17 protein-coding genes are annotated in these 21757 nt (G+C 67.6%); 14 read left to right on the top strand and 3 right to left on the bottom strand.

Translation table 11 applies throughout. The annotated features are described in order from the left end of the window. Nucleotides 1–8 precede the first annotated feature (8 nt). Nucleotides 9–1190 carry a hypothetical protein gene (locus ACZYVJ_RS03595; protein WP_463829767.1) on the bottom strand — a complete coding sequence of 394 codons (1182 nt, stop codon included), beginning with the start codon at nt 1188–1190 and terminating at the stop codon, nt 9–11. A 151-nt stretch (nt 1191–1341) separates the two neighbouring features. On the opposite strand from ACZYVJ_RS03595, the gene dop reads away from it, so the two are divergent. The 11 genes from dop (at nt 1342) to ACZYVJ_RS03540 (ending at nt 13492) form a co-directional block, all read left to right on the top strand. Beyond that, complete coding sequence (gene dop / locus ACZYVJ_RS03590) at nt 1342–2850, top strand: pup deamidase/depupylase (RefSeq protein WP_463829766.1); 1509 nt, start codon at nt 1342–1344, stop codon at nt 2848–2850. A 119-nt stretch (nt 2851–2969) separates the two neighbouring features. Continuing rightward, on the top strand, nt 2970–3164 hold the full coding sequence (locus ACZYVJ_RS03585) for a ubiquitin-like protein Pup (RefSeq protein WP_044488417.1): 195 nt from the start codon (nt 2970–2972) through the stop codon (nt 3162–3164). Further along, the gene (prcB, locus tag ACZYVJ_RS03580; RefSeq protein WP_463829765.1) at nt 3161–4048 is read left to right on the top strand and encodes a proteasome subunit beta; all 888 of its coding nucleotides are present in this window, start codon (nt 3161–3163) and stop codon (nt 4046–4048) included. The genes ACZYVJ_RS03585 and prcB overlap by 4 nt, the downstream gene beginning before the upstream one ends. Next, on the top strand, nt 4045–4815 hold the full coding sequence (prcA, locus tag ACZYVJ_RS03575) for a proteasome subunit alpha (protein WP_463829764.1): 771 nt from the start codon (nt 4045–4047) through the stop codon (nt 4813–4815). Before prcB ends, prcA begins: the two co-directional genes overlap by 4 nt. 210 nt (nt 4816–5025) lie before the next feature. Next, a complete protein-coding gene (gene pafA / locus ACZYVJ_RS03570; protein ID WP_463829762.1) occupies nt 5026–6384 on the top strand; it encodes a Pup--protein ligase in 1359 nt (452 codons plus the stop codon). Between the two features lie 117 nt (nt 6385–6501). Beyond that, a complete protein-coding gene (locus ACZYVJ_RS03565) occupies nt 6502–7539 on the top strand; it encodes a helix-turn-helix transcriptional regulator (RefSeq protein WP_463829761.1) in 1038 nt (345 codons plus the stop codon). After that, nucleotides 7536–8507, top strand: coding sequence for a helix-turn-helix transcriptional regulator (locus ACZYVJ_RS03560; protein WP_463829760.1), 972 nt, complete (start codon nt 7536–7538; stop codon nt 8505–8507). Before ACZYVJ_RS03565 ends, ACZYVJ_RS03560 begins: the two co-directional genes overlap by 4 nt. Before the next feature lie 96 nt (nt 8508–8603). Continuing rightward, nucleotides 8604–8882 carry a Sec-independent protein translocase subunit TatA gene (tatA, locus tag ACZYVJ_RS03555; RefSeq protein WP_463829759.1) on the top strand — a complete coding sequence of 93 codons (279 nt, stop codon included), beginning with the start codon at nt 8604–8606 and terminating at the stop codon, nt 8880–8882. Nucleotides 8883–8926: 44 nt separating this feature from the next. Continuing rightward, the gene (gene tatC, locus ACZYVJ_RS03550) at nt 8927–9883 is read left to right on the top strand and encodes a twin-arginine translocase subunit TatC (RefSeq protein WP_463829758.1); all 957 of its coding nucleotides are present in this window, start codon (nt 8927–8929) and stop codon (nt 9881–9883) included. Between the two features lie 19 nt (nt 9884–9902). Further along, nucleotides 9903–12671, top strand: coding sequence for a DEAD/DEAH box helicase (locus ACZYVJ_RS03545; protein WP_463832817.1), 2769 nt, complete (start codon nt 9903–9905; stop codon nt 12669–12671). Between the two features lie 65 nt (nt 12672–12736). Then, nucleotides 12737–13492 carry a DUF4333 domain-containing protein gene (locus tag ACZYVJ_RS03540; protein ID WP_463829757.1) on the top strand — a complete coding sequence of 252 codons (756 nt, stop codon included), beginning with the start codon at nt 12737–12739 and terminating at the stop codon, nt 13490–13492. Nucleotides 13493–13504: 12 nt separating this feature from the next. On the opposite strand, the gene ACZYVJ_RS03535 is transcribed toward ACZYVJ_RS03540, so the two are convergent. Beyond that, a complete protein-coding gene (locus tag ACZYVJ_RS03535; protein WP_463829756.1) occupies nt 13505–14470 on the bottom strand; it encodes a 5'-3' exonuclease in 966 nt (321 codons plus the stop codon). Between the two features lie 60 nt (nt 14471–14530). On the opposite strand from ACZYVJ_RS03535, the gene ACZYVJ_RS03530 reads away from it, so the two are divergent. From ACZYVJ_RS03530 to ACZYVJ_RS03520, 3 genes are all read left to right on the top strand, one after another. Further along, nucleotides 14531–15658 (top strand): M24 family metallopeptidase, encoded by a 1128-nt coding sequence (locus ACZYVJ_RS03530; protein WP_463829755.1) that lies wholly within the window; start codon nt 14531–14533, stop codon nt 15656–15658. A 35-nt stretch (nt 15659–15693) separates the two neighbouring features. Beyond that, the gene (locus ACZYVJ_RS03525; RefSeq protein WP_463829754.1) at nt 15694–17970 is read left to right on the top strand and encodes an alpha/beta hydrolase-fold protein; all 2277 of its coding nucleotides are present in this window, start codon (nt 15694–15696) and stop codon (nt 17968–17970) included. Nucleotides 17971–18059: 89 nt separating this feature from the next. Beyond that, nucleotides 18060–21014, top strand: a complete 2955-nt coding sequence (locus ACZYVJ_RS03520) for an ADP-ribosyltransferase (protein WP_463829753.1) — start codon at nt 18060–18062, stop codon at nt 21012–21014. 306 nt (nt 21015–21320) lie between these two features. On the opposite strand, the gene ACZYVJ_RS03515 is transcribed toward ACZYVJ_RS03520, so the two are convergent. Then, complete coding sequence (locus ACZYVJ_RS03515; protein WP_463829752.1) at nt 21321–21737, bottom strand: F420-dependent biliverdin reductase; 417 nt, start codon at nt 21735–21737, stop codon at nt 21321–21323. Nucleotides 21738–21757 lie beyond the last annotated feature (20 nt).

The raw sequence follows: 21757 nt of genomic DNA, 5'->3' as shown, positions 1-21757 counted from the left end.
GGGTGAAATTAGTCACTGGTATCGGCGCCGTCAACACGGCGGGCGGCGACCCCGGCGGCGCCGTGGTAGCGATTGCGCGCCGCCAAAGTCGTGTCAAGGTCGTCGATCAGCGGGTCGAGGAACGTGGACCGGTACTCCGCGTCGCCGGCCGCGCGGGCGCTGATGTACATGAACGTCAGCGCGCCGAGGAACAGTGTCATGTGGATCAGCGAGTCGGGCACCGGCAGCGTGAATCCGAGCACCGTCGCGCTGCTCTTGTAGGTGTGGGTCCACTCGTTGAGCAGTTCGGGGCTGAGCACGATGAGGCCCAGAACCAAGTAGATCGCGGTCGTCACCACCGCTACCACCATGATCTGCGCCAGCTGGGAGACGGCCAGAACGAAAACGACGTTGAGGCGCTCCGACTTCTTCAGTGCTGCGCCGTCGGCGGCGGTGGGCAGCGTGGCGAACGGTGTGCCCGCGAGTTTTTCGGGTTCGTCGCGCGGCTCCGTCGCCGATTGCAGCATCGGCCTGACGCGCTCTCGCGTCGCCGAGCTGACGAACGCCACGGCGATGGTTACCAGGAACGCCATGGCCAGCGCCAGCCGGTTGCCGCTGATGGTCGCCGCCATCAGCCAGACATAGGTGTTGAAGAACACCAACGCGGTCAGCAGCACGACCGGTAATGCCCGAACGGCCAAGGCGCCCACGGTCGCAAGGTGCGACAGCATCATCCGTACCGCCCAACCGAGGACCGATCCGATGCCGCTGCCGGTCAGGATCAGCACGGCGGCAACGACGATGGCCTCCTGTACGACGTCGCGGACGGCGACCCCCACGCACGCCACGGCCAGCACTGACGTCGTCGCTATCGCGGTGCGCGCCTTGCGACTTCGCGATCGAGAGACCAGCCAGCCGATCACCGCCATCAACGGCAGCGCCAGCGCGAGCAGAACCAGCACGGCCAGTTCGGAGGTTGTCGGTTCGCCGCTGATCTCGACGTCGTGGCCGCCGGTGATCAGATAGACCGCCAGGATGCAGGCCTGCAGCGCCGCGTACGCGGCAAGCATCGGCGCCGACCGCGTCCAGAGCCGCCGCCATCGCGCCCGCCGGGTGAGTACGGACGGCAAACCGCGCTCCAAAAACCAGCTTTCGGCCGCGGCGCTCGGCCCGGCCCGACGGCTCGGAGCGCGGCCGCGAAGTAGCTCCATGCCGGCTCACCCTACGGGCGGCACGTCGCCGGTGGTGCCCTTATCGGAAGGGTTGCCGGACTGGCAATTTGCGGACGTCGGCGGGCCCGCTGAACGGTGCCTCCGCGCCCCGCCGCGCGGGCCCCTTCGTCACCCGGCCTACGCTTAGGTCATGCAACGAATCATCGGGACGGAGGTCGAATACGGCATTTCATCGCCATCGGACCCGACGGCCAACCCGATCCTCACGTCGACGCAGGCGGTTTTGGCTTATGCGGCCGCTGCGGGCATTCAGCGCGCCAAGCGCACCCGCTGGGACTACGAGGTGGAATCGCCGTTGCGGGATGCCCGCGGCTTCGACCTGAGCCGCTCGGCCGGCCCACCCCCGGTGGTCGATGCCGACGAGGTCGGCGCGGCCAACATGATCTTGACCAACGGCGCGCGACTGTACGTCGACCACGCGCACCCCGAATACTCCGCACCCGAGTGCACCGACCCGCTTGACGCGGTGATCTGGGACAAGGCCGGCGAGCGCGTGATGGAGGCCGCCGCCCGCCACGTCGCCAGCGTGCCCGGGGCCGCGAAGTTGCAGCTCTACAAGAACAACGTCGACGGCAAGGGCGCCTCCTACGGGTCGCACGAGAACTATCTGATGTCGCGCCAGACCCCGTTTTCGGCGATCATCGCCGGGCTGACCCCGTTTCTGGTCTCCCGGCAGGTGGTCACCGGTTCCGGACGGGTCGGCATCGGGCCCTCCGGCGACGAGCCCGGGTTTCAGCTGTCCCAGCGCTCGGACTACATCGAGGTCGAGGTCGGCCTCGAGACCACGCTCAAACGCGGCATCATCAACACCCGAGACGAACCGCACGCCGACGCCGACCGGTATCGGCGGCTGCACGTCATCATCGGGGACGCCAACCTCGCCGAGACCTCGACGTATCTGAAGTTGGGCACCACCGCGCTGGTGCTCGACCTGATCGAAGAGGGCCCGGCGCATGGCATCGACCTGAGTGACCTGGCGCTGGCACGGCCGGTGCATGCGGTCCACGCGATCAGCCGCGATCCGTCGCTGCGCACCGCGGTGGCCCTGGCCGACGGTCGCGAGCTGACCGGGCTTGCGCTGCAACGGGTTTACCTCGATCGGGTGGCCAAGCTGGTCGACGGCCGCGACCCCGACCCGCGCGCGTCCGACATCGTCGAAACCTGGGCGCACGTGCTCGACCAGCTCGAGCGCGATCCGATGGAGTGCGCGGAAGTCCTGGACTGGCCCGCCAAGCTGCGCCTGCTCGAAGGGTTCCGGCAGCGCGAAAACCTGAGCTGGTCGGCGCCGAGGCTGCATTTGGTGGACCTGCAATATTCCGATGTCCGGCTGGACAAGGGCCTATACAACCGGCTGGTCGCGCGCGGCTCGATGAAGCGCCTGGTGACCGAACACCAGGTGCTCGAAGCCGTGGACAAGCCGCCGACGGACACCCGTGCCTACTTCCGCGGTGAATGCCTGCGCAGGTTCGGCGCCGACATCGCCGCGGCCAGCTGGGACTCGGTGATTTTCGATCTCGGCGGTGACTCCCTGGTCCGCATTCCGACGCTGGAGCCGCTGCGCGGCAGCAAGGCGCACGTCGGGGCACTGCTGGACTCGGTGAACAGCGCCGCCGAACTGGTGGAACAACTCACCAGCTAGGTACCGGTTCAACGCGGGAACGTCGGGGTTGACCGGTAGGCTAGGAAAGACCAACGGGCAGTGTGGCTTGATCGGTGAATAAGCCATTCAATAGGGCCCACACAACGCAGGAGGCGGCGATGGCTCAGGAGCAGACCAAGCGTGGCGGTGGTGGCGACGACGAAGACGACATCGCCAGCAGCACCGCCGCGGGCCAGGAGCGCCGAGAGAAGCTAGCCGAGGACACCGACGATCTGCTCGACGAGATCGACGACGTCCTCGAGGAGAATGCTGAGGACTTCGTTCGCGCGTATGTCCAAAAGGGCGGACAGTGACCTGGCCTTTCTCTAATCGCCTGTCCACCAATTCCGCACTTCCCGGCGCACTCTCACGAGACCCTGCTATAGACCTCTCGTCGTTTGCTGATCTGCTGCGACGCCAGGCGCCCGAATTGCTGCCGGCGAGCCTGTCCGGCGCGCAATCGGATGCCGCGACGGGGCAGCTGCCGCACGGCACCACCATCGTCGCGCTGAAATACCCCGGTGGCGTCGTGCTCGCCGGCGACCGGCGTTCGACGCAGGGCAACATGATCGCCGGGCGTGACGTCAAGAAGGTGTACATCACCGACGACTACACCGCGACCGGCATCGCCGGCACCGCCGCCATCGCCGTCGAGTTCGCCCGCCTTTATGCGGTGGAACTCGAGCATTACGAAAAGCTCGAAGGCGTGCCGCTCACGTTCGCCGGCAAGGTGAACCGGCTGGCGATCATGGTGCGCGGAAACCTGGCGGCCGCGATGCAGGGTCTGATCGCGTTGCCGTTGCTGGTGGGCTACGACATCGACGCGGCCGATCCCGAAGGCGCCGGCCGCATCGTTTCTTTCGACGCCGCCGGCGGCTGGAACCTGGAAGAGGAGGGCTACCAGTCGGTGGGGTCGGGCTCGATTTTCGCCAAGTCGTCGATGAAGAAGTTGTACTCGCAGGTGACCGACGCCGACTCCGCGGTCCGGGTCGCCGTCGAGGCGCTCTACGACGCGGCCGATGACGATTCCGCCACCGGCGGACCGGATCTGGTGCGCGGGATCTACCCCACGGCGGTCACCATCGGTGCCGAGGGCGCGCTCGACGTGCCGGAGCGCCGCATCGCCGAATTGGCCCGCGAAGTGATCCAAAGTCGTTCGCGTGCTGACACTTTCGGCCCCGACGGTGGTGAGAAGTGAGCTTCCCGTATTTCATCTCGCCTGAGCAGGCGATGCGTGAGCGCAGCGAGCTCGCGCGTAAGGGCATCGCTCGGGGCAAGAGCGTGGTCGCGCTCGTCTACGCCGGTGGTGTGCTCTTCGTCGCGGAGAACCCGTCACGGTCGTTGCAGAAGATCAGCGAACTCTATGATCGCGTCGGTTTTGCGGCCGCGGGTAAGTTCAACGAATTCGACAATCTGCGCCGCGGCGGGATCCAGTTCGCCGACACCCGCGGCTACGCCTACGACCGTCGCGACGTCACGGGCCGCCAGCTGGCCTATGTCTACGCGCAGACGCTGGGCTCCATCTTCACCGAGCAGGCCAAGCCCTACGAGGTGGAGTTGTGTGTGGCCGAGGTCGCGCACTACGGCGAGAGCAAACCGCCTGAGCTGTACCGGATTACCTATGACGGATCGATCGCCGACGAGCCGCATTTCGTGGTGATGGGTGGCACCACCGAGCCGATCGCCACGGCGCTCAAGGAGTCGTATGCGGAGAACGCCGATCTGCGTGAGGCCACGCGCATCGCCGTCAAAGCCCTGCGGGCCGGCAGCGAGGCCTCCAATGGCGACCAGTCCGCCCTGGACGTCGGCAGCCTGGAAGTCGCCATCTTGGACGTCAATCGGCCGCGGCGGGCGTTCCGGCGGATCAATCGCGCCACCCTGGAGAATTTGCTGCGTGAGCTCGATGCCAACGGCTCGGGAGGCGACGGAGAACCGTCGGAGTCCGACGGCGAGTCCTCGGACTAGACCCCTGACAGCAACACACATTCGCGGGTGCTGATGGGTCTGGTGGTGCGCAAGGTGCCGGTGAGCAAACGCGGAGCCGGACGCCGGAGCGGGCGCACGGGTGGTTCACCACGCTCCGCCTGGCCACCCGGGGGGCGACGGATAACTTCGTCTAACTGATACGCGCGGCTTGCTCACCGTCGCGGTCGGACAGCAAGTACCCTCGATTACGTGCAGCGGCGAATCATGGGCATCGAGACCGAGTTCGGCGTGACGTGCACGTTCCATGGCCACCGCCGGCTCAGCCCGGATGAGGTCGCCCGCTACCTGTTCCGCCGCGTTGTGTCCTGGGGCCGCAGCTCCAACGTCTTTCTGCGTAACGGCGCCCGCTTGTATCTCGACGTGGGTAGCCACCCCGAGTACGCCACCGCCGAGTGCGACAGCCTGATACAGCTGGTCACCCACGACCGCGCCGGGGAATGGGTGCTGGAGGATCTGCTCGTCGACGCCGAGCAGCGGCTCGCCGACGAGGGCATCGGCGGTGACATCTACCTGTTCAAGAACAACACCGACTCGGCGGGCAACTCCTACGGGTGCCACGAGAACTACTTGATCGTGCGGGCCGGTGAGTTCTCCCGGATCTCCGACGTGCTGCTGCCGTTCCTGGTCACCCGCCAGCTGATCTGCGGTGCGGGCAAGGTGCTGCAGACCCCCAAGGCCGCGACGTTCTGCCTTTCGCAACGCGCCGAGCACATTTGGGAGGGCGTCTCCTCGGCCACCACCCGCAGCCGGCCGATCATCAACACCCGCGACGAGCCGCATGCCGACGCCGAGAAGTACCGGCGCCTGCACGTGATCGTCGGCGACTCCAACATGTGTGAGACCACCACCATGCTCAAGGTCGGCACGGCCGCGCTGGTGCTGGAGATGATCGAAGCCGGCGTCCCGTTCCGGGACTTCTCGCTGGACAACCCCATCCGCGCCATCCGTGAGGTCAGTCACGACGTCACCGGCCGTCGTCCCGTGCGGCTGGCGGGCGGACGTCAGGCCAGCGCGCTGGACATCCAGCGCGAGTACTACAGCCGGGCCGTCGAGCACCTGCAGACCCGGGAGCCCAACGCGCAGATCGAGCAGATCGTCGACCTGTGGGGCCGCCAGCTCGACGCGGTCGAGAGCCAGGACTTCGCCAAAGTCGACACCGAGATCGACTGGGTGATCAAGCGCAAGCTCTTCCAGCGCTACCAGGACCGCTACAACATGGAGCTGTCCGATCCGAAGATCGCCCAGCTGGACCTGGCCTACCACGACATCAAACGCGGGCGCGGTGTCTTCGATCTGCTGCAGCGCAAGGGGCTGGCCGCGCGCGTCACCACCGACGAGGAGATCGCCGAGGCCGTCGACAACCCGCCGCAGACCACCCGGGCGCGGCTGCGCGGCGAGTTCATCAGCGCGGCCCAGGCCGCCGGCCGGGACTTCACCGTCGACTGGGTGCACCTCAAGCTCAACGACCAGGCTCAGCGCACCGTGCTGTGCAAGGACCCCTTCCGGGCGGTCGACGAGCGGGTCAAGCGCCTGATCGCGAGCATGTAGCCGCGCGTCGGTCCGGCATCCGTCCCTCAGCACCACCCGCACAGAAGAAGCGGCGAATACCGCGACGCGAGCGGCCGCGGAAGCGCCAGACGAGCACCATCGAATAATCTGGAGCCAATGGCGACGTCAAAAGTCGAGCGGCTGGTCAATCTGGTCATCGCCCTGCTGTCCACCCGCGGCTACATCTCGGCGGAGAAGATCAGGTCGAGCGTGGCGGGTTACTCGGACAGCGCCAGCGCCGAGGCGTTCTCGCGCATGTTCGAGCGGGACAAGAACGAGCTGCGTGACCTCGGCATCCCGCTCGAGGTCGGCCGGGCGTCGGCCTGGGACCCCACCGAGGGCTACCGGATCAACCGCGACGCCTACTCGCTCGCGCCGGTCGACCTGACCGCCGACGAGGCGGCCGCGGTCGCCGTGGCGACCCAGCTGTGGGAGTCGCCCGAACTCATCACCGCGACCCAGGGCGCGCTGCTCAAACTGCGCGCGGCCGGCGTCGACGTCGATCCGGACGCGCCGGTCGCCATCGCGTCGCCGGCCGGGGTGCCAGGCCTGCGTGGCTCGGAAGAAGTACTCGGAGTTCTGTTGTCCGCCATCGATTCCCGCCAGGCCGTGCAGTTTCCGCATCGGCCGTCCCGGGCCGAGCCATACGCCACCCGCACCGTCGAGCCCTGGGGAGTGGTCACCGAGAAGGGCCGCTGGTACCTGGTGGGCCACGACCGCGACCGCGACGCGACCCGCACCTTCCGGCTCTCCCGGATCGGTCCGGACGTGACGCCGATCGGCCCGACGGGCGCCGTCACCGTGCCGAAGGACGTCGACCTGCGCAAGATCGTGGCCCAGACCGTAACCGACGTGTCGGCGCCGACCGTCGGACAGGCCCGGGTATGGGTGGCCGACGGGCGGGCCACCGCGCTGCGGCGCGCCGGCAAGCCCGTCGACGCGCGCCAGATCGGCGGTCGCGGCGGCGAGGTGATCGAGCTCGACATCTCCTCCGCCGACCAGCTGGCCCGCGACATCGCCGGCTACGGTGCCGACGCCCTGGTACTCGACCCGCAGACGCTGCGCGACGACGTGCTGGCCCGGCTGCGCGCGCACGCGGGCGCGGACGTCGTTGGCGCGGGGCAACCGCCCAGCCGCGGGGGAGTGTCCGCATGACGCCGATCTCCACGCGGCTGATCCGGCTGCTGAACATGGTGCCGTATTTCCAGGCCAATCCGCGGGTCACCCGGGCCAAGGCGGCCGCCGATCTGGGGGTGTCGGCCAAGCAGCTGGAAGACGACCTCAACCAGCTGTGGATGTGCGGGCTGCCCGGCTACCTCCCTGGTGACCTCATCGATTTCGAGTTCTCCGGGGACACCATCGAGGTGACGTTCTCCGCGGGGATCGACCGGCCGCTGAAGCTCACCTCGCCGGAGGCCACCGGACTGCTGGTGGCGCTGCGGGCGCTGGTCGACATTCCGGGCGTCGTCGACCCCGACGCCGCGCGCAGTGCCATCGCCAAGATCGAGGGCGCCGCGGGAGCCGTCGGGCACGACGCCTCCCATGCGTCGTCGGCCGTCGACGAGCCCGCGCCGGTGGAGAACCGCGCCGCCGCCGCGGTGCGCGCGGCCGTCCAGTCCAGGCACGCGCTGGCCATCGACTACTACTCCGCCTCCCACGACACCCTGACCAGCCGGGTCGTCGACCCCATCCGGGTGCTGCTGATCGGCGGCCAGAGCTACTTGGAGGCCTGGTCACGCGAGGCCGAGGGCGTTCGGTTGTTCCGTTTCGACCGGATCGTGGACGCCAGCGAGCTCGACGAGCCGGCCACGCCGCCCGAACCCGCGCTGCACGCCCCGCCGGACACCTCGCTCTTCGACGGCGACCCGTCGCTGCCGGCGGCCACTCTGCGGGTGGCACCCGCGGCGTCCTGGATGTTCGAGTACTACCCGATGCGCGAAGTGCGCGAATTGCCGGACGGATCCTGCGAGGCGGTGATGACCTACGCCTCCGAGGATTGGATGACGCGGCTGGTACTGGGCTTCGGGTCCGACGTGCAGGTGCTGCAGCCCGCGTCCCTGGCGCAGCGGGTGCGGGACGCCGCCGCGGCCGCCGTGACGTCCTACGAAGCCCTGAGCTCATAAAAGCCCGGGCGACATGGTCCACCGCTGCGCGGCGCGGGCCCGCCGCCACATGGCGCTACTGCGGTAGCATCAGGTCAACGTCTGGAGGTAATCAAAGTGGGCAGTCTTAGTCCGTGGCACTGGGCGATCCTCGCGGTCGTGGTGATCTTGCTGTTCGGTGCCAAGAAGCTCCCCGATGCGGCGCGTTCGTTGGGTAAGTCGATGCGGATCTTCAAGTCCGAGCTCCGCGAAATGCAGACGGAGAACAAAGCGGAGACGTCGGCCCTGGGGACCCAGAGCGAGGCCTCCGCGGCGAACCCCACCCCCGTGCAGTCGCAGCGGGTCGACGCGCCGGCGCCCAGCGAGCAGGGGCACAGCGAAGCACGTCCGGCGTAGCCGCCATCATCGTCGCGCTGCCCGAGCGCCACTGACCGAGCATCGTGAGAGTCTTCAAGGTTTCAGCGCGCACTTCCGGCCTGCTGAGGCGCCTCAACCCTCGTAACCGGCGCAGCCGAACCAACCCGGATGCGACCATGTCGCTGGTCGACCATCTGACCGAGCTGCGCACCCGGCTGCTGATCTCCCTGGCCGCCATCCTGGTGACCACGATCTTCGGGTTCGTCTGGTACTCGCATTCGATCTTCGGGCTGGAAAGCCTCGGCGAGTGGTTGCGGCATCCCTACTGTTCGCTGCCGCGGTCGGCGCGCGCGGAGATCAGCCCCGGTGGCCAATGTCGGCTGCTGGCCACGGCGCCGTTCGACCAGTTCATGCTGCGGCTCAAGGTCGGACTGACGGCGGGGGTGGTGCTGGCCTGCCCGGTGTGGTTCTACCAGCTCTGGGCGTTCATCACGCCCGGTCTGTACCAGAAGGAACGCCGCTTCGCGGTCGCGTTCGTCATCCCCGCCGTGGTGCTGTTCGTCGTCGGCGCGGTGCTGGCCTACTTCGTACTCGCCAAGGCGCTGGGCTTTCTGCTGACCGTCGGTAGCGACGTCCAGGTGACCGCGCTGTCGGGCGACCGGTATTTCGGCTTTCTGATCAACCTGCTGGTGGTTTTCGGCGTCAGCTTCGAATTCCCGCTGCTCATCGTCATGCTCAACACCATCGGCGTGCTGCCCTACGAGCGGCTCAAGGCGTGGCGGCGCGGGCTGATCTTCGCGATGTTCGCGTTCGCGGCGGTCTTCACCCCCGGATCCGACCCGTTTTCGATGACCGCGCTCGGATTGGCGCTGTCCGTCCTCTTGGAGTTCGCCATCCAGATCTCCCGGCTGCACGACAGACGGAAGGCCAAACGTGAAGCCCAGGCCGTGATTCCCGACGACGAAGCATCGGTCATCGAACCGCCCACCGCGATACCGGAGCCGTCGTTCACCGCCGGGCAACACGACGATGTCACCTGACCCGTCGCCGCCCCCTGACGTGGCGGAGCTGGTGGAGCTCACCCGGTTCACCGCCGAATTGCCCTTCGCGCTCGACGGTTTTCAGCGCCGGGCATGCGCGGCGCTCGAACGAGGCCACGGCGTGCTGGTCTGCGCGCCCACGGGCGCCGGCAAGACGGTGGTCGGCGAATTCGCCGTGCACCTCGCGCTGGCGTCCGGCGGCAAGTGCTTCTACACCACGCCGCTGAAAGCGCTGAGCAACCAAAAGCACACCGACCTCACGGCGCGCTACGGCCGTGATCGCATCGGCCTGCTCACCGGCGACATGTCGGTGAACGCCGATGCGCCCGTGGTGGTCATGACCACCGAAGTGCTGCGCAACATGCTCTACGCGGATTCGCCTGCGCTACATGGGCTTTCATATGTGGTGATGGACGAAGTGCATTTCCTCGCCGACCGCATGCGGGGACCGGTGTGGGAGGAGGTGATCCTGCACCTGCCCGACGAGGTGCGGGTGGTCAGCCTCTCGGCGACGGTCAGCAATGCCGAGGAATTCGGTGGCTGGATCCAGACCGTGCGCGGCGACACGACGGTGGTGGTCGACGAGCACCGGCCCGTGCCGCTGTGGCAACACGTGTTGGTGGGCAAGCGTCTGCTGGATCTTTTCGATTACGACAACGAGAAACCGGCCGCGGATCGTCAGCCGCGCGTCAATCCCGAACTGGTGCGTCACATTTCGCATCGCCGCGAGGCGGACCGCATGACGGACTGGCAACCCCGGCGCCAGGCGGGAAGGGGAAGCACCGGGCGGCCGTCGCGTCCGCGCTTCTACCGGACGCCGTCGCGGCCGGACGTGATCGCCAGCCTGGACTCCGAGGGGCTGCTGCCGGCGATCACGTTCGTGTTCTCCCGGGCCGGCTGCGACGCCGCCGTCCAGCAGTGCCTGCGCTCGCCCCTGCAGCTGACCACCCAGGAGGAGCGCGCACAGATCGCCGAGGTGATCGAGCACCGGTGCGGCGATCTCGCCGACGCCGACCTCGGCGTGCTCGGCTACTACGAGTGGCGCGAGGGACTACTACGCGGTTTGGCGGCCCACCACGCCGGGATGCTGCCCGTCTTCCGCCATACGGTTGAGGAGCTGTTCACCGCCGGGCTGGTCAGGGCCGTGTTCGCCACCGAGACGTTGGCGCTCGGCATCAACATGCCCGCCCGCACGGTGGTGCTCGAGCGGCTGGTGAAGTTCAACGGCGAGCAGCACGTGGCGCTGACACCGGGGGAGTACACGCAGCTCACCGGCCGCGCCGGGCGGCGCGGCATCGACGTCGAGGGCCACGCGGTGGTGCTGTGGAATCCGACCGAGGAGACCACCGAGCCATCCGCGGTGGCCGGACTGGCCTCCACCCGCACCTTCCCGCTGCGCAGCTCGTTCGCCCCGTCGTACAACATGACGATCAACCTGGTCCAGCAGATGGGCCCCGAGCAGGCCCATCGGTTGCTGGAGCAGTCATTCGCGCAGTATCAGGCCGACCGCTCCGTGGTCGGGCTGGTCCGCGGCATCGAGCGCGGCACCGCGATGCTCGACGAGATCGCCGGTGAACTCGGCGGACCGAAGGCGCCGATCCTCGAATATGCGCGCATGCGGGCACGCATCAGCGAGATGGAGCGCGCGCAGTCGCGCGCGTCCCGGCTGCAGCGACGGCAGGCCGCGAGCGATGCGCTGGCCGCGCTGCGCCGCGGTGACATCATCAACATCACCCACGGCCGGCGCGGTGGCCTGGCCGTGGTGCTGGAATCCGCCCGCGACAGCTCCGACCCGCGGCCGCTAGTGCTCACCGAAAACCGCTGGGCGGGAAGGATTTCGGCGGCCGACTACTCGGGCGCGTCCGCACCCGTCGGCTCGATGTCACTGGCCAAGCGGGTCGAACACCGTCAGCCGCGGGTCCGGCGCGATCTGGCGTCGGCGCTGCGATCGGCCGCCGCCGGGCTGACCGTCCCGGCCCGGCACCGCGGCGGGCGCGGGGACTCCGACGGCGAATTCCACGATCCCGAGTTGGCGGCGTTGCGCGAACAACTGCGCCGGCACCCCTCGCACAACACGCCCGGCCTGGAGGCACAGGTGCGGCAGGCCGAGCGCTATCTGCGGATCGAACGCGACAACGCCCAATTGGAGAGAAAGGTTGCGGCGGCCACCAATTCGCTGGCCCGGACCTTCGACCGGATCGTCGGGCTGCTCACCGAGCGCGGTTTCATCGAAGGGCGCGACGGCGACCCGCGCGTCACCGACGACGGCCGGTTGCTGGCACGCATCTACAGCGAAAGCGACCTGCTGGTCGCCGAATGCCTGCGCACCGGCGCGTGGTCGGGACTGAAGCCTGCCGAGCTGGCGGCGGTGGTCTCGACGGTGCTGTACGAAACCCGGGGTGGGGAGGGGCCCGGGGCGGGCTTCGCGGCCGACGCGCCCACCCAGCAAGTGCGGCAGGCGTTGCAGCAGACGTCGCGGCTGTCGATGGCGCTGCGCGCCGATGAGCAAACGCACCACATCGCCCCGAGCCGCGAACCCGACGACGGCTTCGTCAACGTCATATACCGCTGGGCCAGGACCGGAGATCTGGCCGCGGCGCTGGCGGCCGCCGACCCCGCCGGCACCGGATCACCCCTGCTCGCGGGGGACTTCGTGCGCTGGTGCCGCCAGGCGCTCGACCTACTGGATCAGGTCCGCAACGCCGCTCCGGACGCCGAGTTACGGGCCACCGCCAAGCGGGCCATCAATGACATTCGGCGCGGCGTCGTCGCAGTTGACGCCGGGTAGGCTAGGCCGGAGCTACCGTTAAGCGCCGATAGTTCATGCCAAGACACAAGGGCTGAGGGAGAAAGATGAGCGGACCGCAGGGATCGGACCAGCAGTGGCAACCTCCTGGTCAGGGTCAAGGTAGCGATCACTCGTCGGAGCCGACTCAGGTCGCACCCACCTGGAACGAGCAGTCGAACCAGAAGACGTCGTGGCAGGCCCCGGCCTACACGCCCCCCGCCGACTACCCCCAGTACCAACAGCCGGCCGAACAGGCGTACCCGCAGCAGTACCCCCAGCAGCAGCCGGGCTACGCGCAGCCCGGTCAGTACGGACAGCCCGGCCAATACGCCCAGCCCGGGCAGTACGCGCAGCCGGGCCAGTACGGCCAGTACCCGCAGCCCGGCCAATATGGCCAGCCCGGCCAGTACCCGCAGCCCGGCCAGTACGGCCAGCCGGGCCAGTACCCGCAGCAGTACCCCGACTACGAGCAGCCCGGCAAGAAGCGACCGGTCGGGCTGATCGCCGGCGTGGGCGGCGCGATCGCCTTTCTGCTCATCGCGGTCGTGCTGGTGCTCGGCTTCTGGCAGCCCGGGTTCTTCGTCACCACCAAGCTGGACGTCAACAAGGCGCAGTCCGGGGTCCAGCAGGTGCTCAGCGACGAAACCAACGGCTACGGCGCGAAGAACGTCCAGAACGTCAAGTGCAACCACGGCCAGAACCCCACCGTCAAGAAGGGCGCGACGTTCGACTGCGACGTCAGCATCGACGGCGCGCCCAAGCATGTGACGGTGACCTTCCAGGACAACAAGGGCACCTACGAGGTCGGCCGGCCGCAGTAGCCGTCGGCCACGTCAGTTCGGCAGCGCGTCCAGGGCCTTCTGCAGGCGGGCGATCGACGAGCCGACGCCCAGTTCCGTCGCCAGTTCGGCGGTACGTTGCGGATCGGCGGCGACCAGCGGTAGTTCGTCGTCGGGTGTCGAGAAGGTGACCGGGGCGTCGGTGGCCACCCGAACCACCTTCCCGGCCGCCTCGATGTAATCCAGCGCGGCCAGCAGTTTCGCGCGTACGCCCTTGGCCATCTTCGACTTCGGGTCGTGGGCGGCGGCCAGGATCCGCTCCAGCGAGCCGTGCTGGGCCAGCAGAGCGGCCGCGGTCTTCTCGCCGACGCCCGGGACCCCGGGCAGGCCGTCGGACGGATCGCCGCGCAGCAGGGCGAGCTCGGCGTAGGCGGGGCCGGCCCTATCCACCGGCACGCCATAGTGTTCGGCCACCTCGTCGGGCCCGAACAGCGTGGCTTTGCTCAGCCCGCGGCCGAGGTAGAGAACCCGGACCGGGACGGGATCGTCCGACACCACCTGCAGCAGGTCGCGGTCACCGCTGACCACCACCACCGGATCCTTGCGTTCCTGCGCCGCCAGGGTGCCGAGCACGTCGTCGGCCTCGAAACCCTCCGCCCCGGCCGTCGGAATCCCGAACGCGTCGAGGAGTTCGGCGATCATGTCGATCTGGGGCGTCAGGTCGTCCGGGACTTCCTCGATGTCCGGCTCGTTCCGCGGCTCTTCCTCGGCCACCCGGTGGGCCTTGTAGGACGGGACGAGGTCCACCCGGAACTGCGGCCGCCAGTCGAGGTCCAGGCAGACGGCCAGCCGGCTGGGCCGCTGCTGGGTGATCACCACCGCGACGGAATCGATGAATCCCCGAACGGCGTTGACGGGCCGGCCATCGGGCGCGGTGATCGAGGACGGCACCCCGAAGTACGAGCGAAACCACATGCTGGCGCCGTCGAGCAGCACGAGCGGCGAACGGGGTGCTGGCATGCCGGTTATGGTCTCACGCCGCCGCGAGGAGACGTGCGATCGAGCATTAGCCTGGCTGCCATGGAGTCTCACCGCTTCGACGCAGCAGTGTATGAACGCCGGCTGCCCGCGGCCGCCGCGGCGGCCGCCGACGCAGGCCTGGCCGGGCTGGTGATCACACCGGGGTATGACCTGCGCTACCTCGTCGGGTCGCGTGCACAGACGCTGGAACGGTTCACCGCGCTGGTGTTGCCGGCCTCGGGTGATCCGACGGTGGTGGTGCCGCGCCTCGAGCTGGCCTCGCTCAAGGGGTCGGCCATCGCCGAACTCGGACTGGCGGTGCGGGATTGGGTCGACGGTGACAATCCGTACGATCTGGTGGGCGCCGCGCTGGGCGGTGCCCCCGCCGCGACCGCCGTCACCGATGCCATGCCGGCGTTGCACCTGCTGCCGCTGGCCGGAGTGCTCCGCGTGCTGCCTGTCCTGGCCACCGATGTGTTGCGCACGCTGCGAATGGTCAAGGAGGAATGCGAAGTCGACGCGCTACGCAAAGCCGGGGCCGCCATCGACCGGGTGCACGCCCGGGTGCCGGAGTTCCTGGCGCCGGGCCGCACCGAGGCCGACGTTGCCGCCGACATCGCGGAAGCCATTGTGGCCGAAGGACATTCCGAGGTCGCGTTCATCATCGTCGGGTCCGGGCCGCATGGTGCCGACCCGCACCACGGATACTCGGACCGCGAACTACAGGTCGGTGACATCGTCGTCGTCGATATCGGCGGCTCCTATGAACCCGGCTATAACTCCGATTCGACGCGCACTTACAGCATCGGTGAGCCGAATCCCCAAGTCGCTGAACAGTATTCGGTGCTGCAACGCGCACAGCGCGCAGCGTATGAGGCGGTGCGCCCCGGGGTGACGGCCGAGCAGGTCGACGCCGCCGCCCGCGACGTGCTGGCCGCCGAAGGGCTCGCCGAGTATTTCGTGCACCGGACCGGGCATGGGATCGGCCTGTCGGTGCATGAAGAGCCCTACATCGTGGCCGGAAACGATCTGCCCCTAGCCGAGGGCATGGCGTTTTCGATCGAGCCGGGCATCTATTTCCCGGGCCGGTGGGGTGCGCGCATCGAGGACATCGTCGTCGTCACGCCCGACGGCGCCCTGGCCGTCAACAACCGCCCACATGAACTGGTCGTGGTTCCGGTGGCCTGACCGACGCGTCACTGGGCACGCGTAGGTTGGGCGTGATGTCAATTCTGGATCTCCCGCTGCTTCCGATTCGCATCGCGCGCCATGTTGCCGACGCGATCTTGCATCCCAAAGCACCCGCACCCGCACCGGCACCGCCCGCCGAGCTCATCGTGGTCGACGGGATGCCCGAGGGTGTGCCGCCGGCCGCGCGGCGCCCCGAACCCAAGCTCCCCACGCCCGCGGGATGGCCGTTCGGTGAGGAGTTCCCGCGCACCTGCGGCGCCGGCCGGCTGGCCGGCGGTGCCCTGTTCTGGACCGACTTCCTCTACGACGATCATGGCGCGACCGGCATCCCGATCGGCGACCTGAAGATTCAGGCGCCGCCACGCGGAACCTACGTCTATCCCGACGGCCCGGCGGCCGGCAACGGCGCCGACATCTTCCGCGTCGCCATCGGGCTCACCGACACCCACACCTGGTGGCGGATCGACTGGAACACCCTGCTGGACGCCTCAATTCCCGTTGCGCTGTTCACCTTCGACACCGACCCCGCCCGAACCGCAGGCGAGGACTGGCCCGCCGGAGCCGGCGTGCGCTCTAAGGGCATCGATGCGGCCCTGCTGGTCTCGGGAAGCGGCGCCGCGCTGATCGACCTGGCCACTCAGGTCAAGACGCCCGTCGAGCACAGCGTCGACATGCAGTCGCGGTCTTTCGTGGCGCAGGTCCCGCGGTCGCTGGCGGAACCCACGGGAAGCTGGACGGTCCGCCTGGTCGCGGGACTGGCCAACGCGGCAGGAGACGGGTTTGCCGACGTGTCCGCCCTGCACGGTGCGCTGCCCGGGCAACCCAACGTCTACAACGTGGCATTCCGCACCAACGAGCAGGAGCCGCCGCACCTGAACTTCTGGTCGGACGCCGCCCAGGCCGCCGCCCTGACACATGGCGACGTCTCAGAGTTCGCGCTGACGGTGTCGTGGGCTCGGCTGGCGGCCGGCGAAACGGCTCCCGAACCGGTGATCACCGGCCCGTCCACCCGGTGGTACGTGTCGTCGATGGAACTCGGCCAGGGCCTGGAACAGGGTTGGGCAGCCAACGACATCCTGAGCACCAAGCCGCAGTTCCTCGGCCGGGTGCAGCCGTATTCGATCTGCCTGCCGTCAAGCTATGCGCCGGGCCGCGCGCTGCCGCTGACCTTGCTGCTGCACTCGCTGTCGCTCGGGCAGAGCCAGTTCGCCGCGATCGACCCGCGGCTGCTGCACGAAGTCTGCGAGGGCCGCGACTCGGTGGTGGTCACGCCGTTGGCCCGGGGGCCGTCCACCTGGTACTTCGACACCGGCGAACTCGACGTCTGGGAAGTATGGGCGCGGGTGGCCGAACAACTGGGCACCGATCCGAATCGCACTGTGATCTCCGGCTATTCGATGGGCGGGTATGCGACATACAAGCTGGGGTTGAGCTACCCGCAGGTGTTCTCGCAGGCGGTGGTGCTGGCCGGGCCGCCGACGTGCGGTGTGCGGCTGCTGCCCCACGTCGACATTCCCGCCGACCTCGACCTGGACTCGCCGTGTGCCCGTGAAGGCGATACCTGGAAGCTGCTGGTGAACGCCCGGTGGCTGCCCTACGTCATCGCCCATGGGCTGCTTGACGAACTGGTGCCGTTCGCCTCGGCCGCCGAGCAGGTGCTGGAGCTGGACCGGCTGGGTTACCGGCACCGGTTCAGCGTTTACCCGCTCGAGGATCACATCGCCTGGGTGTTTCAGGACAAGTTCGAGGATCCGATCTCCCACATGGGAACCGCTCTGCGCCAAGGGGATCCGGGACACATCACGTTCGCCTGGTATCCGCAGCTGGTGCGCGACGATCTGGGTATCGGGCCGCACCAGGTGTGGTGGTTGTCGGAGCTGGCCGCCGATCCCGAGGTGACCGCGCGGCGCGGGTGCGTCGCGGAGGTCGACGCGCGCTCGTACGCGCGGCCGGACCCCACGCACACCATCCGGCACCATCGCGGCCTCATTCCAGGCTTTGAGCCGACGCCCGGGCTGTACAGCGAGCTGGACTGGCAAGTGGGACGCCCCGTCGATCCGCTGCCGTATCTGACGCTGCGCCTCAAGGGGGTTGGCGGTCTGAGGGTCGATGTCGCGCGTGCCGGGCTGGCCGCCTTGCCGAAGTCGACCATCTCGGTGTCCACCGATGTCGCCACCAAGATCACGCTCGGTGGCTTGCCTGCGGCGGTTGATGTGCAGCTCGATGGGGAACCGACCGGGCCGACCGTCACGGTGTCGCCCGGGCGACACCGCATCACGTTGACGGCCGGAGTGACTGTTGATCGGTGAGTTGTGGCGCTCGGTCATCGTGGCTAGCTTGGCGAAGCGATCATTGGGTGAATAGCGGCGACGGGCGGCCCTGAGCGAAAATTCCGCACGTGGCTCCCTTGGCTGTCGATCCGGAGGCGATGTTTGTCGCCGGCACCGGTGTGAGCGTTGTTGGCGACGGTATTGCCACAGCCCGGGGCCCATTGTCGGCCGGATTCGGGATCAACAGCGGCCAGGATTCCGCTGGAATGGTGTTTGCGCTGAACTATCAGAACGCGGCTCGGTCATTGTTGACCGGGGTAGCTGCCGGGATCAATGCTTGCCGGAAACTCGGGGCCAAAATTCAGCTTTCGGCGTTGAACTACTCACGGGCAGAGGCAGCCTCGAAAGTAGGTGGCGGTGGCCATGTACTGCCGTCGCCCGGGCAACCCGCGAAAGTCGCGCCTCCTAATGCGCCGGGCGTCATGGGTCCGGGCGTGGCCCGACCACTGTTGTGGGGGGTCGTGGAATCGCTGCTTGACGACGTGTGGCCGAATGGCAACGCGGTAGGAATGCACGCGGCCGCGGGTTGTTGGCGCGGGCTTGGCGCGTCGCTCAGCGGGGCGCAAGCCGCGCTCAACGGCCAGAAGTCGGCGATCGCTGGGCAGCGGATACCGGAAGGCGCGTTGGTCCAGCACAATCTGGCCTCACTCGCCGCCACGATGGGCAGATTGGGCGCGCAATGCGACAAGCTGGCCGATGCCCTGGACAAGTTCGCGGACGAGGTGGACGACGCCCAGAACAAGATTCGGGATCTGTTGAAACGGTTGGGGTCTCTGACCGATCTGGTCCACGACGCGATATTGATCTTCGAAGGCGATGCGCTCGATGAGCTCGAAAAGATTGCCAAAGACATCAACGGCGTACTGCACAACATGAAGCGTGAAGCCCGTGCACGCGAACAAGTTCTGAAAACCGGAATGCAGATCATCGATCGTCTGGTGGTTCAGGGGAAGAACTTGATGGAAGGCCAGTTGGTCGAATTCTTCGGCGAGGACGTCGGGAGTGTTGCGGCGGGCTACTTCGATGCATGGGCAGATTTCGGAGAAGGCGTCTTCAAAGGCGCGGTTGGAGCTGTGGAACTCGAAGGTCAACTTGATCCGAGTCGCTTTGCCTTCGATCCGAAATGGGCCACGGTCAGTTGGGCCGCACTGGATAAGACTGCGCTCCAATCCATCCCGGCGTATGCGCTATTCGACCCAGGCGGCGCCGCGAAAACCGATCTCGGCCTCGTGAAGGGCCTTACCCACTGGGACGATTTGACCTCAGACCGGCCCGCGGTGGGGCTCGGCGAGATCGGCTTCGATCTTGCAACCATGGCCGGCGGCGGTGGGGAGGCGAAGGCTGGCGGGAAAGCTGCGGAGGCAGCGGGCGGCGCTGAGGCGACCGGTGAACTCACGGAGGGCGAAGAGGTACTTCAGGGTGCCAAAGGAGCGGCCGCCGAGGCGGAAGGCGCCGATGGTGCGCTGCCTGGCATCGCCAAAACCGGCAGCGATCTGACCAAAGGCCTTGAGAGTCTCGGTCAAGATCTGCCGAAAGACGATGCTGCTCCGCCCAGTGGCACCCCCGTGGGCTTGCCGTCAGGAAAGTTGCCGGAGGCACCGGTTGAATCGGCACCTCGTCCGGCCGATGGCGCTCCCCAGGCATCGGTGCCCGCGCCGGGCCCAACACCCCCTGAGGCCCCGAGGCTCGAACCCACCGACGGTCCGCATGAACCGGCGCCCGCGCCGACGTCGGTTCCTGGCGCCCCGCATGATCCGGTGCCGCGCCGGGCGGACGGACCACCTGCGTCGCCGGGTGTTCCTAACGGTGGTCCGCACGAACCCGATTCGGTGCCTTCGGCACCGAAAGTTCTTGGCGGCCGACATGATCCGGCATCCGCGCCGCCACTGGCGCCGTCGGGCATCCCGGCCGCTGCTCCACATGAGCCGACGTCACTGCCTGCGGAGGTCCTGCGTGAGCCTGCATCGGTACCGGCGGAGGGTCCGCACGAACCGGCGAGTCCCGCTCAGGACGGTCCGCATGAGCCGGTGTCACCGGGTGGCCCACGCGAGCCGACGCCCGAAAGGGAAACGCGGGAGCCAAGGGAGGTGCCGGGGAACGGCCCACACGAGCCAGCTGGAGTCCCCGCTGCGGGTGCACCCCTCCCGCCCTTAGCCGCCGCGGCAGGAGAAAGAGCTCCGTCGGCGATTCCGCATTCGGCCGAATATGCTCCTGGTCGTACAACAACACCGCATGGTGGGCTACCCGTCGAGCCGGCGCCCGCCGCTCCGCGCTCGTTGCAACCTGGCCCGGCGGCCAAACCGGGGCCCCATTCGCCACCGCTGAGCGGTCGCCCGACCGAAGTGCCGGCGCCGGCGCTCGGTCGTAACCCTCAGCTGCCCGGTGACGGTGGCCCTTCTGGCGGTTGGCCGAAGTCACCGCCAAATGGCTCCCCAAAGCCCGGAGAGGGCGGCCCGCTGGAGCCGAAAGTGCCGCCCGACGCCGATGCACCCGCCAAACCCGGTGACAGGAACGGCCAAGATGACGGTCCCGACAACGGCGAACATCCCCTGAACCCCGAAGACCCGTTGAGCCCAGAACATTTGAAGGCACTCGCTGACTACACTGGCATGGGTTATACAGACCTAAACGGGGCGTTAAGGAGCGAAGCTTTGGACGCGTCTCAAGCTGCTCGAGTCGAAGCATTAAAAGCTGCATTAAGCAAACTTCCGGCGTTCGAGGGTTCCGTCGTGCGTGGTACGAACCTGCCGCCTGAGGTGCTTGCCCAGTATCGGCCGGGCGAATATATCGTAGAAAAAGCTTTCCTCAGCACAACAAGAGATCCGGTCGTCGCGCAGTCGTCCGCGTTCGCTGGAAACGTTGAGTTTCGAATCGTGTCTTTTACCGGCCGCGATGTTTCTGCATTTTCAATGTATCCCGCAGAGCTAGAGATCCTGTTCCCCGCGAATACGAGATTTCTAGTCCTACGAAAGACAATTGATCCGCGAACCGGTCGAACAATTATCGACATGGTTGAAAACTAGTGAATAATGTAATCCACGCTCCAAGGAGGTTTAAACAGTGAGGGAGATTGCGGGAAAGATCTTCTTAACCAGAGAGGAGGCAGGCGTTCCTCCGCCCAGTCCGGAAAAGCTTGCGCGTGCGCGGCAACTCCTCGATGAGTTTCAGGAGAGGGTAGATGCTGTTGCCGAGGAAGACCGACCGACAGAGATTTCGCCAAAATTCTGGGACGATATTTCGGGTACCGAGTATGACCCCCGGAGGAAAGACCGCTGATTGATGAAAATTTGGGGTCCAGAGTTCCGGTCTTGCAGACTAACCCGGCTTAGCTACTCGCCCCGGTCCAGAAGATCCGACGACCCCAGCACCCGCTCGATCTGAACCTCGATGACCACGCGTCGCGGGTTGGGTCGCGGCGTGCGATAGCGCTGGGCGTACCGCAGCTCGGCGTCGCGCACCGCGTCGACGTCGTTGTTGACCCTGGACCGGCCCTCCAGCGACAGCCACCGCGCGCCGTCGACCTGGCTGAGCACGGCCAGTCCGCCGCGATCGGCGTTGACCGCCTTCTGCGAACCCCCGGTGGTGATGACCCGGGCGATGTGCGTCTTGGGGTCGAAGGTGAAACCGACCGCCACCACGTGCGGTGAATTGTCGGCTCGCAGCGTGGTCAGCATGGCCAGATGGCGTTCCGACAGAAACGCCAACGCGTCGTCGGTGAGCCGGGTAGTGGTATTCGCCATCAACACTCACGCTAGCGCAGGTGATA

It is taken from the genome of Mycobacterium sp. IDUB_3 (assembly GCF_055419585.1).
This window is presented reverse-complemented; position numbering and strand designations above follow the sequence as displayed.